Origin of the sequence: Oscillatoria salina IIICB1 (genome assembly GCF_020144665.1) — a bacterium.
Taxonomy (GTDB): domain Bacteria; phylum Cyanobacteriota; class Cyanobacteriia; order Cyanobacteriales; family SIO1D9; genus IIICB1.
The window spans coordinates 45329-62410 of the sequence record NZ_JAAHBQ010000017.1 but is presented as its reverse complement, the minus strand read 5'-3'; the positions used below and the strand labels follow the sequence as shown (position 1 = coordinate 62410).

The 17082-nt window shown below is 39.8% G+C and carries 10 protein-coding genes; 2 read left to right on the top strand and 8 right to left on the bottom strand.

Annotated elements, in window-relative coordinates; translation table 11 throughout:
* Positions 1 to 105: 105 nt before the first annotated feature.
* The 4 genes from G3T18_RS06770 to G3T18_RS06755 all read right to left on the bottom strand — a co-directional run bounded on the left by G3T18_RS06770 (position 106) and on the right by G3T18_RS06755 (position 4636).
* Positions 106 to 606 (bottom strand): hypothetical protein, encoded by a 501-nt coding sequence (locus G3T18_RS06770; RefSeq protein ID WP_224409781.1) that lies wholly within the window; start codon positions 604 to 606, stop codon positions 106 to 108.
* Between the two features lie 93 nt (positions 607 to 699).
* Complete coding sequence (locus G3T18_RS06765; protein WP_224409780.1) at positions 700 to 1773, bottom strand: TIGR00341 family protein; 1074 nt, start codon at positions 1771 to 1773, stop codon at positions 700 to 702.
* 183 nt (positions 1774 to 1956) lie between these two features.
* Complete coding sequence (gene sir, locus G3T18_RS06760; RefSeq protein WP_224409779.1) at positions 1957 to 3930, bottom strand: sulfite reductase, ferredoxin dependent; 1974 nt, start codon at positions 3928 to 3930, stop codon at positions 1957 to 1959.
* A gap of 199 nt (positions 3931 to 4129) precedes the next feature.
* Positions 4130 to 4636 (bottom strand): porin family protein, encoded by a 507-nt coding sequence (locus tag G3T18_RS06755; protein WP_224409778.1) that lies wholly within the window; start codon positions 4634 to 4636, stop codon positions 4130 to 4132.
* A 657-nt stretch (positions 4637 to 5293) separates the two neighbouring features.
* Here G3T18_RS06755 and G3T18_RS06750 point away from each other — a divergent pair.
* Positions 5294 to 6094, top strand: coding sequence for a PEP-CTERM sorting domain-containing protein (locus tag G3T18_RS06750; RefSeq protein ID WP_224409777.1), 801 nt, complete (start codon positions 5294 to 5296; stop codon positions 6092 to 6094).
* A gap of 80 nt (positions 6095 to 6174) precedes the next feature.
* On the opposite strand, the gene G3T18_RS06745 is transcribed toward G3T18_RS06750, so the two are convergent.
* Together G3T18_RS06745 and G3T18_RS06740 are read right to left on the bottom strand one after the other, a co-directional pair.
* On the bottom strand, positions 6175 to 7086 hold the full coding sequence (locus tag G3T18_RS06745) for an SPFH domain-containing protein (protein WP_224409776.1): 912 nt from the start codon (positions 7084 to 7086) through the stop codon (positions 6175 to 6177).
* A 5-nt stretch (positions 7087 to 7091) separates the two neighbouring features.
* On the bottom strand, positions 7092 to 7370 hold the full coding sequence (locus G3T18_RS06740) for a hypothetical protein (protein ID WP_224409775.1): 279 nt from the start codon (positions 7368 to 7370) through the stop codon (positions 7092 to 7094).
* A 739-nt stretch (positions 7371 to 8109) separates the two neighbouring features.
* On the opposite strand from G3T18_RS06740, the gene G3T18_RS06735 reads away from it, so the two are divergent.
* On the top strand, positions 8110 to 10227 hold the full coding sequence (locus G3T18_RS06735) for a SpoIIE family protein phosphatase (RefSeq protein ID WP_224409774.1): 2118 nt from the start codon (positions 8110 to 8112) through the stop codon (positions 10225 to 10227).
* Between the two features lie 147 nt (positions 10228 to 10374).
* Here the strand turns inward: G3T18_RS06735 and G3T18_RS06730 are convergent, their stop codons facing one another.
* Entirely contained in the window at positions 10375 to 11901 is a 1527-nt protein-coding gene (locus G3T18_RS06730; protein ID WP_224409773.1) for an ArnT family glycosyltransferase, read from the bottom strand.
* Between the two features lie 18 nt (positions 11902 to 11919).
* Positions 11920 to 17061 (bottom strand): response regulator, encoded by a 5142-nt coding sequence (locus G3T18_RS06725; protein ID WP_224409772.1) that lies wholly within the window; start codon positions 17059 to 17061, stop codon positions 11920 to 11922.
* Positions 17062 to 17082 lie beyond the last annotated feature (21 nt).

Here is a 17082-nt window from a genome sequence, read left to right as displayed (position 1 = left end):
TGATAGTTAGTGATTAGCAATCGGCAATTATTAGCTTCTGACCTGGGATAATGTTACTACTATCTCTCACACTTTTTTGCTCTCCTACATATAAAAAATCAAATTTTAATTAGCTAAAGATATAATCTTTTTTAGATTAAGAATAAATTCTTCAGTTTGTAGAAAACTTATTGTAGATTCTCCTCCAATGTAAATTGCAGAACTCGACGGACTTCTTTTAACGATATTCACCATTGAGCAGATACTAAAATAATTTTCATTATAATCTGAACAAGAATATTCACCACATAAAGCTTGTATTTGATATGTAAGGTTATAATCTACAAAAGTATGTGACTCATAATCGGGATCGTTTTTAATATTTTGCAGATGATTTTTTAGATAATTTGACAGCCTTCTTAAATCGTCAAAACACATTGGAAACTTTTGCGATCTAACGGAAACTTTTTGTACAGATTCAACTTTTGTCGAAAATTCAACTATTGTATCAAGAAATGAACTTTTAGGGGTATTGGGAACTTGAAAGTAAAACTTAAGATTGTAGCCATTTGTTGACATCACCAGCAAATGACGATTCGACGAATCGAGTAAGCTAAGTACAGACATAAATTCTTTTTAGTAGTAATCTTAAAAGTTGGTATCAAATCCTAAGTTTTGCCTCATTATTTCAATTCTACCCGTTCTCCCAATACACAATCCCTAATCTGCGGGTGCTTCAAAGTAATTAACAGGAATTACTTTTACCTGTAAATTTACAGGTCGTTCTAACTCATCCTCAAGGAAATCTCGGACTAAACTAACTTGTCGTTCAGAAATAGAATTGAAAGCAGCAGCCACTTCAACTTCGACGAATAATTCATCTCCTTGGGGAACTACTTGAATAGTGCGAATATCCTTATCGGAAAAAGTTAAGGTTTGACGACGAATTAATACTGAAATACTGCGGCGCACATTTTCTTTAATCAGTAAAGTTTTTAAAGAAAATCCCAAAGGTAAACCTAACAACGTCAGCCCAATAACTGAAACAAATAATCCTTTTTTAGCACGTTCGAGACTACCGTAGCGATGGAATAAAAAGACCAAGCCCCCACTAAAAATGATACTAATTAAGTTAGTTAAAAACAGTAAACTTGCGCCACCAGTAACAGATTTAGAACCGATTGATAAACCAATCCCAATTACACTGAGAGGAGGAACTAAAGCCACCGCGATCGCCACTCCCGGTAATGCGTCGCCGATACTTCGCCGACATTTAGCAAAAGCCCCGGCTGCACCCGCACACATTGCCACTCCTAAGTCAATGAGAGTAGGATTTACCCGCGCCAAAATTTCTTCAGAAAGAGTCCTCAAACCGATCGTATTGGCGATCGCCATTGACACAATTACGGTCATAACTACGCCAGTAAACAAGGTTAAACTCGATCTCCTCAACAACCGTCGGTTAGCAACTACCATTGCATAAGCCATACCAATAATCGGTCCCATCAAAGGTGCAATAATCATCGCCCCAATTATTGTGGCTGCGCTTCCCGCGAGTAATCCCAATGTGGAAATAATACTAGAAAGCGCTAGCAAAAAATAAAAGCTAAAAGCAGGAACAGATGCTTTCCAAAGATCGCGATTTAGACTAGCCAGGGGACGGGGTTTTTCGACCAACCAATGCCAGTCGCCACTTTCACTATTCCATAAGTCGCTAATCTTTTTGAGTTGAACTACAGTTTTTTTCAGGAAACTAAACCACATCGGCTTTAACCTACGAAGATTTATCGACACTAATCAACAACTCCTTAGCGCCGATGTAGTTTTCCTATTTTTACTCTCGGCTGCTTCAGTTGATTTTAACTGAAATTGCCAATCATCAGTTCTCAGTCCCTAATCTTTATGATTTGATTACTGGTAACTGATAACTGGTAACGACCAAATATCCCCTACCAACTGATAACCGATCGCCAATTACTAATTTTGGTTAGCAAAATAGGCTTCTAAGGCTTCAGCGACAATTTCAGTCATGCTTTTACCTTGTTGGGTAGCAGTATCTTTAAGACGCTGATGAAGTTCGTCGCGGACGCTAACTCGACGAGGACGAGAACGACGAGAAGTTTTGGTTTCCGAAGGTTCTGGTTTGGCGACTTCGTTGATTAAACCAGTATCTGATTGAGGGCTGACAGCGAGAGACTCGTAATTAACGGTAAATTCACGAATTGCATCGAAACCGAGGCGATCGCAAAAATCGCCGAAGCTTTCTCCTGATTCTCGCTTTTGTTGGAAGAAGACAAAAATTGGTTCTAAGGTGCTTTCCAACTCTTCAATTGGCATCCGATCGAGGTAAGCTTTGGCTAAACGGGTTTGATTTGGGGAACCGCCTAACCAAATCTGATAGCGATCGGGCGCACTCCCCACAAAGCCTAATTCTGCCATATAAGGACGAGCGCAACCATTGGGACATCCGGTCATCCGAATGACAAAATGCTCGTTTTCTAAACCGATTTTGTTGAGTAGGGCTTGAATCCGGTCAATAATTCCGGGAATTGCGCGTTCTGACTCAGTAATTGCTAAACCACAAGTTGGCAAAGCGGGACAAGCCATTGCATAACGAACTAAAGGCGCGATCGCTTCGGGTGCAGTATGAATTCCATGCTTATCTAAAATTTGCTGAATTGCTAACTGCTTCTCTGGTTCAATTTCGTAAATAATCGCGTTGTGGTTGGGAGTCAGCCGCATCGGTAACTCGAATTGTTCGGTTATTTCCCGCAAGGCTGTTTTGAGGCGGAAGCTGCCTTCATCTTTCACCCGACCATTTTCGATGGAAATACCCAAAAACAGCTTGCCATCGCCTTGTTCGTGCCATCCTAGGTAATCTTCATACTTAAATGGAGGTAATGGTTTAAATGGTTGCAGTTGCTTGCCGAAGTAACCTGTAAGTGTTTCTTTGAACTTCTCGACACCCCAATCATTGATTAAATACTTCATCCGAGCATGACGACGGTTGAAGCGATCGCCATAATCTCTCTGTGTCGCTAAAATTGCTTTGATTAAATCGAAAACATCTTCTTTATCGACATAGCCAATTTCGTCGGCAATGCGCGCAAATGTCTCTTCTTTATTATGCGTGCGACCTAAACCGCCTCCAGCTAAAACATTAAAGCCTTCTAGTTCGCCATTTTCATTAGTAATAACAACCAAACTGACATCGTTGGTATACAAATCAACCGAGTTATCTCCCGGTACAGTGACACTACACTTAAACTTCCGGGGCATATAATTTGTCCCATAAAGTGGTTCTTCCCCTTCATGGATAATCGTACCGTTACCATTACCCTGTCTGGCTGCTACCACTGCTGGATCTTCTTCAGCGCTAATCGCTTTTTCCCCATCCAGCCAAATTTCGTAATAAGCACCCGTTTGGGGTCTGAGTAAATCAGCAATTTTGTCCGCATACTCCCAAGCATACTGATATTCGGGACGGTTTTTATAAGGAGCAGGTGGAGCCATGACATTGCGATTAAGATCGCCACAAGCGCCCAACGTCGAACCCATGTCGCGGATAATTGCGGAAATAGCCGCCTTGAGATTCTTTTTCAGAATCCCATGAACCTGAAAACCTTGGCGAGTCGTTACTCGTAAAGTTTGGTTGCCATATTCTGAAGCAATGCGATCCAAAGTAAGATACAGTTGCGGCGGAATGAAACCCCCCGGATTGCGAGTCCGCAACATAAACTGGTAATCTTTCTCCTGACCCTTAACTCGATTATCTCGATTGTCTTGCTGGTAGGAGCCGTGAAACTTAAGTATCTGAACTGCATCACCGCTAAAATGAGTGGTATCTTCTAGCAGTTCGCTTGCCAAGGGTTCGCGCAAAAAATTACTGCGTTCTTTTATACCTTCTAGCTTAGACAGCTTTTTATCGCTCGAAACTGGAGTTGTAACCATTACACTAATATTTTCTCTTGCAAGTTTTATTTTATTCCCGGTAAATCTATCGGGATAATGGAGATTACTTTTATTTTACTGTGGTCTATCTCCGGGCAGGTCTGGAAAAAACCTTAAGTGCCAAAAGGGACAGGCTTCAAGCCCGTCCCTGTCTAAAAATATGGTATCTGGTATTGGTTAATTAAGACAACTACGCTTTCTAACGGAGGCGCAAACCGACTCCAGCGTGAACGCCGAAGACTGTGTTGTCGGTTTCACCAGCATTGATGCCAATTTTCGTATCAGCATAGCCGACAATATCATCGGTGACTCGTCCTTCGACACCAACTACGGCTACGGGTGCATCTTGAACTCCAACTGAGGTTTGTTCTCCTTCTTCTTGGACTAACGAGTAACCTCCACCAACATAACCATTGATTCTATTATTGATGCGAACGTTGTAGGTAGCCATAGGAACGATCGCGCTGTTATCTTCGCTGTAAAGAACGGCACCGCGCACGGATACTTTACCATTCAGTACGGGTAAGTTACCTTGAATGTTACCGCTAACATCGTCTTCGTCACCGTCGTCGAAACCATAGGAAGCACCACCACCGATATAAGCCCCAGTATCAGCATAAGCAGCACCAGCCGAAAGCACAAGAGGCGCGATCGCCACTGCTGATAAAGCTGAAAGAGCAACTACAGATTTCAAACTAGCTTTCATAATTTCTCCTCACAATCAGTAAACTTTATTTGTGTGTGGTTATTTCTTAAGTCGATGAAAAATAGCAAAGGTTCCAAGAAAAGTTGGGGAACTTTTGCTGGTATTTGTGAGTCTATCAGCTCAAAAAATAATTATAATTTATTAATTTTTGGAAAAAATATTTGACTAAAATTTTATTTATTTGTAGAAAAAAATAGGATATCATCCTACTGATTAATTTACTCAGTCCGAGTTACAAATAGCTCAGATTTAATAAATTATTCTCTTTAGACAAGCTGGAATTTATTGCAGCGCTCGAATATTCGTATACTAATTTAAGCCTTTACTGAAATTATGTAATAAATTAAAATTTCACCTAAAAATATTTAAAAAAGAAATAAGAATAAGTCTACTTGAAAATTGTTTACAAAGTATCTGAAAATACATAGTGCTAATTGTGGATAAAAATTTTATCAACTACATAAACAAGTCAATTTGACTTTTATTCCTAATAATAAATAAATTTAAAACTTTTCACAAAGATTAACAACAAAATTAAAGTAAATTCACTTAATTGAATAGTTTCATAAGCTTTAATAGAAAAAGAAAGCTCACAGTTAATAGTTTTCCAGAAAAACAACAAATAATAGCCAAATTTAGACAAACAAGGAGAAAATTATGGCTAACAAAAGATTAATGTTCATTTTAGGATGTGCTTTCACCTTAGCAGGAACAACTTTAATTAGTAAATCAGCCAAAGCAGCTAGTCTTGATTGGGATACAACGGGTTGGTCAGATGGTCAAAAAAATGGTAGCTTTGTAGTAGGTGAAGGAACTATCGATATTGACTTTGAAGTTGGTTCTGGGATTAAATTTATCCCATCTAGTAGTAGTGGAATTACTCCTGCTGTTAGCGACTTTCTTAACGGAAGTAACCCTAATAGCGATAAATCATTGCACTTACAAATCGATTCTGAAAAAATTGGTGCAGAAGAAGGTGATTATTCGGTTACAATGAATACTGTTTTCAACAATTATAGTAATCCCTTGTCTGTATTTTTTACTATTTTCGATCTTGACATGAGTAGCAGCAAATTATGGCAAGATCGAGTAATTGTACAAGGATTTTTGGACGATCAAGAAGTCGATCCGATTTTCCAGTTTGCTGAAGCATTAGGTAAAATTGAACGAGTTGATGCGAATACTCTCGATGGGATTAAAAGCACAAATAACAACAGCGATGCTAGTAATGTTTTAGTATCGTTTGCTAGTCAAATTGATAGCTTCAAGTTAGTTTTTACTGATGGAGATGATATCTCTCGAAGTAATCCTAACGGTCACGGAATAGGTATTGGCGATATTTATTTCACCGAAACTAATGTTAGCCAAGATGTTCCGGAACCTGGTTCTCTAGCAGCTTTAGGTTTTGTTTCTTTACTTGTTGCTCGTTCTCGTCGCAAAAATAGCAATAACAGCTAAAAATTGTTTAAACCATTCGTAGTTAGGCTGACAAAATATTGTGTAGAGACGTAGCAATGCTACCGTCTCTACTAAATTAATTATTGTTGACCAGTAGCAGTTGATTTGCTAGCATTGGGATCGAAAGAAGGAAAAGGTGCAGTACCTCCTTGATAAACGGGTAAAACTCCATCCCATTTTTCAATCATTTGCTCTTGCAATTCTAACTCTCGTAAGCGAATAGTAAGAGGGGAAACTGTAGCCGCTTGAATTCGGGCTACTTCGGCTTCACCTTTGGCTTTGGCTATTTGACGTTTCGCTTCGGCTTCGGCAACTTCTAGTTGCGCTTTCGCCGCGATCGCTTGTTGTTCGGCTTGGAAACGTGCAGTTATTTGGGCTTCAATTGATTTATCAAAACGTGGTTTGCTGACAAATCCTACCGACTCGAAAGTAACGCCAACTACACCAAATTTATTGTTTAAACAATCTCTGACATTGGTGAGTAATTCAGCCTGTTTAGCGCCAACAATTTCTTCTGGTTTTAACTCAGTTGCTGATTGGTTGAAACAGTTACGAGTTTCGCTACGAACCAAAGTAGCTTTGAATTGATCCGGGTCTTTCAAATACTTGCCGTAAAAGTCTTTAATTCGTTCAGTATCGAAAAAGTAGGACATGGAAACATCAGCATTTGCTGTAGTTCCACCGACGCCAAAAGTGATACTTTCATCTACTGGCGAACCTTCATCAGTTGAAGCGGTTAAGATATAGTATTGAACGTGGTCGGGAAAGACAACAATTTCTTCAGTGTAGCCATTGTACCAAACGCGACCAGTGCTAATAGTAGCATTTTGTACGCCCCGATTTTTCCCATAAAGGTTAACTTTTAAGCCTACATAACCAGGAGGTATGCGCTTGACGCTAGTTCCGGGAATAACTCCACAACTAGAAGCTAAAATGGCAATAAGAGCAGCTATTCCGGTAAAATGAAGAAAGCGACGAGGTGATTTGTTCATGGTCGTTATTTTTTTAAATCTAACAATTGAATTACCGAAGTTTCTTCATCAGGAAAAGCTTGTTTTAGTTGTTTTTGTCGGCGTTTAGCGTCAGTAATTTGATGTGCTGCATAACTGATAGAAACTCCGGGAATTACTAATAAGCCAGCTAGGTAACAGACGACACCAGACAAAACTTTTAGGTTACTAGGAGAACTAACTAAATTAGCGGCTTTACCTAATAGCCAGAAACAAAAAATGAGTTCAATAATTCCAATTGCGATCCATTTCGAGATCGTTTTCATAACGTAACTAAAAGTTGAGCAAAAGAGCAAGTTGGGTAAGGTCTATTAACTTCTGTGAACTAACCCAACGATTAGTCGCAGTAACTTCACTTACTGCATATTTGTTTTTTCATTCATTACAGTGCTTGCTGCGTACCCGATCGCTAAGTGCGGAGGGAGAGTTGCAGGATTGATACTGGATACAATCTAGACGAGGGAAGACAAGTGTAGAAATTATTGCTCTCCCGATGCAGCTTGGACCGAACTACAACGCTAGTAATTTTTAACTTGAGCCGAAAAGACAAAACTTTTGCCTCGCTCTGCTGATTTAACAATCGAATTCCGTTCTAATCGCGCTAGTTAAAAAACTCTCACCCACTAAGACAATAGTAGCTTAAAATACTGCTAAATTCAACTTGATAATCGATATCGAAATAAAACTTATAGAAATCTAGCGAATTAATTGCGAAGTCGAAATCAGCTCAACTCCAGCGACAATTTTCTGATAAAATCTCTTAACATATTTTTTGAGATTGACAACCAAGATTTTTAACAGTAGGCATGAGTTAACCAAGCAAGTAGAAATAAATTCAACAGTTACGAATCAAACTAACAAACTAATATTTATTCATCTCAAAAAAACTTCTTAATGTTTACCTAAAGACTTTATTTAGAGTAGAAAGGTATTAGCTGCGGCGTATTAGCGCTGGAGTCTGCGCAAGTAAAAACTGCTCTGATTGATGTTAGAGCGAGATCCTCCATGATCGAATTTCTCAGCCTGGTGGTAACGAAAATCTCTCGCAAAGTTCCTCTACGAACTACCCTTGTAATCCCTTTTGTCTTGCAAATCGTTGCCGCAGTGGGATTAGTAGGGTATCTTTCCTTGAGAAGCGCTGAAAAAGCAGTCAACGATCTCGCTAGTCAACTCCATGCAGAAGTTACCAATCGCGTTGAGGAACGCCTGCGGAACTATTTAGCCGTACCTCACGCGATTAATCATGCTAACGCCGATGCACTAAGTTTAGGACAATTAAGCTTAAATGATTTCTCGGAATTAGAACTTCATTTTTGGCAGCAGATCCAGCGACATCCAGAAACAAGTTACATTTATGTCGGTACTGAGGAAGAAATTTTTAGCGGTGCAGAACAAGTTCCCGGTAAACTACCTAATGTTGCTTATTGGACAGGTGAATCTCCTAACGGTGAGTTTGAAACTTACGCTACGGAGAAGAAGGGATCTCGCACGAAATTGTTATCTGTAGTTCCCGGTTACGATCTCCTGACTCGTCCCTGGTATCAAGCCGCCAAAGACGCAGAAAAGCCTGTCTGGGGGGAAATTTACGTTTGGGCAGCTCCTTATCCCAATCTTGCCTTACCTGCCGTGCGTCCAGTTTATAACAGCGAGGCAGAGTTAGAAGGAGTATTTGCTGTTGACTTATCATTATTGGCGATCGCTGATTTTCTTAGCACTCTCGAAATCGGCAAAACTGGCAAAATCTTTATTATGGAGCGCAACGGCTTACTCATTTCCTCCTCCACTGGTAATCCACCTTTTTTGAGCGAAAATAACCAACAGCAGCGCCTCCCAGCTAGCGAAAGCAAAAGCTCTCTCATTCAAGCTACAGTCGAGTTTCTCGAACAGAAATTTCAAGATTTTCAACACATTGACACTCCCCAACAACTTAGCTTTAGACTAGATGGATCTCGCCAACTACTACAAGTCACCCCCTATCAAGATGAATTTGGGCTTGACTGGTTAATTGTTGTCGTCGTACCAGAATCAGATTTCATGGCAGAAATTAACCAAAATACCCGCATTACCATCCTGTTATGCGTTGTTGCCTTAATTGTCGCCGTAGGAATAGGAATTATTACTGCTCGCTGGATTACTCAACCTATCCATCGAGTCTCTCAAGCTTCCGAAAAAATTGCCAATGGCGAACTTGAACAGCACGTTGAAGCTAAAGGTAGCATCGAACTTGAAAAACTAGCCGCATCCTTTAATCAAATGGCGGGACAGTTAAAAGAGTTAATTGAAAACCTCGAAGATAAAGTCAAATCCCGCACCGCCCAACTCGCCCAAGCTAATCAAGAAATTACCATTCTTTACAAACGCTTGAAAGCCGAAAATGTTCGCCTTAGTGCCGAATTGGATCTCTTGCGTCAGATGCAACACTTAATTTTACCTAAACCCGCAGAACTTAAAGCTATTAAAAAACTTGATATTGCTGGTTATATGGAACCTGCTGAAGAAGTTGGCGGTGACTACTACGATGTCCTGCATACTGATGGCGTAGTTACTATTGGCATTGGCGATGTTACTGGACATGGTTTAGAAAGCGGTATTTTGATGGTAATGACACAAACGGCAGTGCGTACTTTGCAAGAAATACGCGAAACCGATCCTGTCAAGTTTCTCAACACTCTCAACCGCACTATTTATCAAAATATCCAGCGCATGAACTCGGATAAAAATCTCACTTTGGTTATCTTAAATTACTTTGACGGCAAACTTAGTATTAGCGGACAACACGAGGAAACAATTATCGTTCGTTCTCACGGCGAAATTGAACGTATCGACACGATTGATTTAGGTTTTCCGATTGGTTTAGAACCAGAAATTGCTGATTTTATCGCTCGAGAAAATATTCAGTTAAATCTTGGAGATCTAGTCGTTCTTTACACTGACGGAATTACTGAAGCTGAAGATGTTTCTGGCGTTCATTACGGACTAGAAAGACTCTGCGAGGTGATTCAGCTTAATCGTCACTATTCGGCTGAAGAAATTAAACAAGTGGTTATTGATGATTTGCGAAAACATATCGGTTTGCAGAAAATGTTTGACGATCTTACTTTGGTTATTCTCAAACAGCAATAATCTACTTGTAGATACAGTGAAAATATTTGATATTATTGGTATTAGTTGTCATCCTGAGCGAAGCGAAGGATCTCCTTAGATTCTTCGCTTCGCTCAGAATGACATTTGTAGGTTAATTTTCCTCAGAATGACATTTGTAGGTTAACTTTACTCATTTTTTTCTTCTATGGACAAGGAATATTTATTTAACTTAACTTGTCGATCTTCATCCCAAGTTAAATAACGAATTGTCGCTTGAGAAGGGAGAGTAATTGTTTCATATTCTGGTTCGCTTTCTAAATCAGATAAGACTTTATCTTCAAATAAAACTAAATTGCGAATATTCTCTGGTAAAGTAATGATTTCTTCTGCTTCTCCGGGCTGAGAATCGTAACCAGTTCCGCTATATTCAGCTAGGTAAAATTCGCGGATGCGACCATTTCTTCCGGTAGTTAAAACCATTGTTTCTGTGGGGGAAAATCGGCGACTGATTGCCGCAACTCGTTCGCTAATATAGCGATCGTATTGTATGATTGTCTCCCAAGTGGGAAGAGAAGTTTGCCAGTTAGCGGGACCTAAAGTAAAAAATAAAATATTCCCCAAAAAGATAATTCCTGGTAAGATAACTTTAGCTTTTTGCTGTTTCTTTTGCCAACTTTTACTAGCTTCAGCGATAGCAATGCCAGCAATAATGATAAAAACTGGTAAAATTGTAAAAGAATGTCCTAAGCGTTTGATGTGAACAAAAATTAGATAAATCAACCCTGGTAAAAGCCAAATTAGTAAAGTTTGCCAGCGCCAATCTTTGAGGAATTTTTGCTTTAATTGTTTTCTTGAATCGCCCAACCACCAAATAAGCGGAAAAAGTCCGAAGCCAATTCCATAAAGTACGGCTTCTAGAAGGAGTTTAAAATTGAGATAAACTCCTTCTAAACTACTAACATTATCTTCATCAAGTAAGCTGCGTCCGATGCCATCTTTGGGGTGTTTTTCTAGCCAAGGCTGCATTGTTTGCCAGAATTCGTCAATTCCTCCGGAGGAAGCCACCATAGGAATTAGCCAAACACAGACACTAATTAAGCCCAAAATAACAGCAAGAATAACATCTGTAAATTTATATTTATGTTCGCGGCAGCCAAGAAAAACCGCGATCGCCCACAAAGGAAACAAGAAAAATGGCGTGTTTGGGCGAATACCTCCGGCTAATCCTAAGAAAATTGCCGTGGAGAAAAAAACTAATTTATTACCGTAGCGTAGATGATAACAACCCCAAACAATTAACAGCACCCAGAAGAACTCTAACATATAAGAAAGAGCGACTTCTCCTTGAAACCAAATCAAGGGACTGCTTAACATTAAAAGTGCGATCGTTGAACCTGTTTGACGACCAAACCAGGTCTGACCTAAAATAAAAATAGTTGCGGCGGCGAAACCAGTAGCGATCGTACTAACCCAAACTAAGCTAGCATTAGGATCGTCTAAAAAAAAGTTAAATAAACGACCGCTTAAAATATAAAGAAAAAACATCCCCGGTGGATGAGGTTGATGTAAGCGGAGGTCATATTTATCTAAAGCTAAAGCAAAATTAACTGAATCCCATTCGTGCAAAATTTTACTTTGAAAAGGTAGGCGCCAAATAATGCCAACAATAAAAAATATAGCCGCTTGTATCCATATTTCTTTAATTTTGTCCATAAAATAAATATATATTAATTAGCGATTATATAATTCTCTTTTTTGTGCTAAAGCTGTTTTTACTCGTTCGTATTCAGTTGCGATGACTCGACTAAATTCTGGTGCTACTGTTAGACCCTGTTTAGCCATTTTTTCTAATTCCAAACAAAGTTGAGAAATTTTGCTTGCACCTAACATAGCACTGCTGGATTTTAACGTATGTGCTGCATATTGTAAATCTTTTACCTCACCCGTAGTAATTGCGCGATTAATTATTTTTAGTAGTTTTGGTGTATCTTCTAAATAAGAGTCGATTATTTCGAGAATAATTTTTTTCGATTCAGAACCAACTATTTCTGTTAATGAAATCCAAGCTTGCTCGTCAATTATCTCATCTGTTGAAGAAGACTTTTCTGTCACTGACAATTTTGATGGGGACTGCTTTTGTTGGTAATAATTATCCAAAGCTTTGCTGAGTGTTTCTAGCTTGACTGGTTTACTCAAATATGAATTCATTCCTGCTTCGAGACAAAATTGGCGATCGCTATCGCTAGCGTTAGCTGTCATGGCGATAATGTAGGGACGTTTGGCTGGGCTGATTTCGGCATAAATTCGCTGTGTTGCTTCAATTCCGTCCATTTCGGGCATTTGCACGTCCATTAAGACTAAATCGTAATCTTGTCTTTTTAATGCTACCAGGACTTCGAGTCCATTCATAGCTACATCTGCTTGGTATCCTAAGCGAGCGAGCATTGCTAAAGCAACTTTTTGGTTAACTGGATTGTCTTCAGCTAAGAGAATTGTTATTGGTTGCTTGCGACCTAATTCCGAGTCAATTACCAGCTTATTTGTGCTTAATTCCTGATTTGGTTGTTCCATAAAAATCTTGCTGAGGGCATTATATAAGTCAGATTGTTTAATTGGCTTGTGTAAGAAAGTGACAAAAGAAGTTAACCTTGCCGGAGGAACTACTTTAGTCTCGGACAGTGGAGTTAAGACGATCGCCGGTAAGCAAGAAGTTTGAGGACGTGAGTGGATTTGTCTAGCGAAGGTAAAGCCATCCATCTCTCCAATTTGCCGAGCCAAAATTATAAGATCGAAATGGTGGCGATCGAGCAAATCAAGGGCTTCTGAGGCTGATTTAGCTGTAGTAGGTAGCATCCCCCAAGATTTAGTTTGTCGGGCAAGAATTTGCTGATTAGTAGCACTATCATCGACGATTAGCAAGCGTTTTCCTGCTAGATGTTGGACATGATTGCTGAGGTGAGCACTACAACTGACTGAGGGACAAACTATTGTGAAATAAAAGGTAGTTACTGGGGTTTGGCTGAGGATAACTGGTGTCGGCGTACTTACTCTGATTTGCCAATTGCGAGGAGGATTTCCAGCAAGACCACCTTGGCTTTCTACCCACATTCTACCGCCCATCATTTTGCTGAGACGTTGGGAAATTGCTAAACCTAAACCAGTACCGCCATAAGTTCTGGTAGTGGAAGAATCTACCTGACTAAAGGCTTTAAATAATTTATGCAGGCGATCGCGCGGAATCCCAATACCTGTATCGCTAATGGCAAATTGAATTTCGTAAAGATTTCCTGAGTTTCTCTTTTGCTTGGCGGGTGCGGCGCTAACAAAGAGGACAATTTCTCCAGTTTCGGTAAATTTGATCGCATTACTGAGTAAGTTAACTAAAATTTGCCGCAGTCGCAAGGCATCTCCGGAAATACAAAAGGGAGTTTCTCCAGAGATCGAGTACACTAATTCCAGATTTTTTTTCGTTGCTTGAGGTGCGACCAAATCGATCGCGCTTTCGATACAACTTGCTAACTCTACGGGAGTAGTTTCCAGTTCGAGTTTTTTGGATTCGATTTTGGAAAAGTCGAGAATATCGTTCACAATGCTGAGTAAAGCATGGCTACTGCTATCGACGATTTGGGCTAATTCTCGGTCTTGGGGAGATAACTCACTTTCGAGCAAAAGCTGATTTCCGCCGATGATGGCATTAATTGGGGTGCGAATTTCGTGGCTCATGACTGCTAAAAATTCACTTTTGGCTTGGTTAGCAGCATCAGCAGCTTTTCTCGCTGTTTGGAGTTCCAGGTTGTTTTTGGCTAGTTGTTGATAGGCGATCTTTTGTTGTTCGAGGAGTCGAGCTTGTTCGAGGGCTATACCTACTTGTTCGGCGATGTCTTCGAGTAAACTGATTTCTTCCGCCGTCCATTGGCGAAATTCGTTACACTGCTGTAGTGCAATGACGCCGTTGGGTTTACCTTGATCGGAAGTTCGCACTGCAAGCATTGATTTGAGGTTAATTTGCCGACACAATGAGCTTACTGGGGCGAGTAGAGGGTCGGTGTAAAAGTTATCAGAAGATCTCGCGCGATCGCTTTTTAATAGTTCTTGTGCGTGAGGATTACCTTGAACTGGTACTTGTAAATTAATTACTGATGTGACTGAGGAAGCTAAATATTCTGCCATGAAGGGAATTTTTGCTTCCTTGCCGTCGAAAATATAACTATGAATTAAACAGCGATCGACTTTAAAGGTTTGACCAATTTGCCTTGCTGTAGTTTGAAAAATTTCCTGGGTGTCTAAAGTCGAGCGAATTTCTTGAGTTATTTGCTTGAGAATTTTTGCTCGTTCGAGTTGCTGTTGCAGCGCTTCCTGGGTTGCTTGTCGCTCTAATTCATCTCCAATCCACTGTGCCATTAATTTTAATAGCTCTTTGTCTACGGATCTAAAGCAGCGATTGTGTTTGTTGGGGCTGGAAAAATTGAGCGTTCCAAAAATTTTCTTACCAACTATGATGCGCGTACCGAGATAAGCTTCTAATCGAAATGCTTGGTAAGCAGGATGTTTTCGCCATTCGCTATCTGCTGCTGACTCAAAGTAAACTGGTTCTTCAGATTTAAGCGTCTCTTGGCAATAAGTTTGTTTCAAGTCAAATACAGCGCCCGGACTAATTTGGTTTTGGGGAGCTTGTACCGCTCTCACCTGATAATTATTATCTTGAATTTCTGCGAGAATGCCAATTTCGAGATTAAACCGCCGACAGCCCATTTCCAGCATTTGTTTCACGCGATCGCTGAAGCTTAATTTACCTGAAGCTGTTACTTGATACAATGCCCGAATTGCTGCTTCACTTTCTCGTAGTTCTTGTTCTACTTGTTTCAGTTCGGTAATATCACTAGCAACTGCCAATACTGCTGTTTGCTCTGAACCAATTGGCTTAAAGGGAATTTTTATTGCTTGGACAACACGCACTTTCCCGTCAGCAGCAGTAACATTTTGGGCAGCAATTTTTTTCGGTTTGCCACTATTAATTACTTCTAAATCATCTTCGCGAAATTCTTGGGCTTCTGCCGGAGATGCCGCTACATCTGCTTCGTTTTTCTGTAAAATTTCCTCTACTGTGGTGTGGAAAATATCTGCTACTGCTTGATTAGCGAGAAGATAATTTCCTTCGCGATCTTTCGCTAAAATATAGTGCGGTACTAAATCAATTACCTGCCGCAGTACCCTTTCTCGCTCTAAAATTTGTTGCTCGGCTAGCTTGCGCTCGGTGAGATCTTCAATTATATAAGAAAATCGGGGTTTGTTGCTGCTCATTTTGCCTAGGTAACAAACTGTTGCTAATAACCACATAGAGCCAGTTTTGGTGGTATGGGCATATTCAAATTTTACTGGCTCGCCTGTAATTTCACATTCTCTATATTTGGCAAGCCAAAGATTTATATTTTCTCGACTAAGCCCCAACTGAGTTGCTGTTTTACCTTGCATTTTTTCGGAATTCAAACCTAAAAAGCGGGCTGTAACTCCATTATCTGATAAATGCAAAATATCGTTTTCTAGAAGTTCCACTACTCCCATCATCACGGTGGTACTGTTATAAAAGTTCCGGAGAATTGATTCACTTTCGCGCCAAGCTAATTCAGCATTTTTTTGAGCAGTTATGTCTTGGGTTACTACCATTCCAGCAACAATTTCACCTGTTTTATTTTTCAAGGGAATGGTATAATATAGATAGTAACGATTTTGATATTTTATTTCTGAAGAAGTAGTTTGACCAGCTAAAGCAGCGCGATAATTTGGTTCGAGATTTTGACAAGTTTCTAACGGAAATATTTCCCAAATGGTTTTTCCTTCTAAACTTTTTTTAGCAAGTCCAACAGCTTCTAAACCAGTTCCTTCAGCTAGAATGTAGCGTAAATCGCGGTCAAAAACCACGATTGCGCCATTGGGAAAGTTACAGGTAATAGCTTGATATAATTGAGTTTTGGTTAATTGTTTTGAATTAACTAAATTTCGCGAGCGACGCAGCCCTGGTAAGAGATGCCGTTTCCCTAATTCTTTTAGCAATTGTGTTGGTGCGATCGCGCCAACTATTTCCCCTACTTCGTTAACTACGCCTAAAGTTTCTCTTGACAATTGCTGCATTTTTTGCACTGCTACTCGCAATGAATCTTTAACTTTTACTACAGCTAGAAGTCGCTCGTTAATTACTTCTCTTGCTTCTGTAACTGCTAAATTCAGGTTTTCTGCCTGAAAGCGAAGTAAATCTTCTGGGGCAATGATATCCAAATTATGAGCAATAGTTGCACAAATTGCTTTTTGTTTGCCAATTTCTTTAGTAATTTTTAACAAACTTGTAGTTGGCGACACAGTTATGACTCTATCTGTCATCAAATCGCCAACCTGAAGCCGAGAAAATAATTCACTATTTCCCCAATAATCAAGAATAGTTTTTGCAGTTACTACTCCCAAAATATTACTCAGAGGATCGACAATTGGCAGACAACTAATTTGATGTTGTAACAAAAGTTTGACTGCTACGAGGAAATTAGTCGTTTTTGTAACTGTTAGCGCGATCGTACTTCTGGGCTTAATTTGAGCAATACTTTGATTTTCGTCTAGAATCGGTTTTGCTAATAATTCTCCATTAGCCACTAACTTGACAAAATCTCGCGCTGAGAAAATCCCTTGTAATCCTTTCTCAGACTGGATTAATGCACAGTTACTTGGTTGTCTTTCTCCAAGTAACCTCACCACTTCAAAAATTGGCGTTTGCGGTGGTATTTTCAGAGGATGAGGATCGACGATTCGATCGAGGCTGGGAGTGGGTAACGGCTGCATATACTTAATTTTAGGGGTAATTTCTTTACCGACTAATTCCAGCAGCAATTTTATTGAGTCTTGCCTTGT

Excerpts from the sequence above, each read along its gene's own strand:
- G3T18_RS06735 (WP_224409774.1), top strand. The coding sequence starts at position 8,110 with ATGATCGAATTTCTCAGCCTGGTGGTAACGAAAATCTCTCGCAAAGTT.
- G3T18_RS06745 (WP_224409776.1), bottom strand. The coding sequence starts at position 7,086 with ATGAACAAATCACCTCGTCGCTTTCTTCATTTTACCGGAATAGCTGCT.
- G3T18_RS06730 (WP_224409773.1), bottom strand. The coding sequence starts at position 11,901 with ATGGACAAAATTAAAGAAATATGGATACAAGCGGCTATATTTTTTATT.
- G3T18_RS06770 (WP_224409781.1), bottom strand. The coding sequence starts at position 606 with ATGTCTGTACTTAGCTTACTCGATTCGTCGAATCGTCATTTGCTGGTG.
- G3T18_RS06740 (WP_224409775.1), bottom strand. The coding sequence starts at position 7,370 with ATGAAAACGATCTCGAAATGGATCGCAATTGGAATTATTGAACTCATT.
- sir (WP_224409779.1), bottom strand. The coding sequence starts at position 3,930 with ATGGTTACAACTCCAGTTTCGAGCGATAAAAAGCTGTCTAAGCTAGAA.
- G3T18_RS06750 (WP_224409777.1), top strand. The coding sequence starts at position 5,294 with ATGGCTAACAAAAGATTAATGTTCATTTTAGGATGTGCTTTCACCTTA.
- G3T18_RS06755 (WP_224409778.1), bottom strand. The coding sequence starts at position 4,636 with ATGAAAGCTAGTTTGAAATCTGTAGTTGCTCTTTCAGCTTTATCAGCA.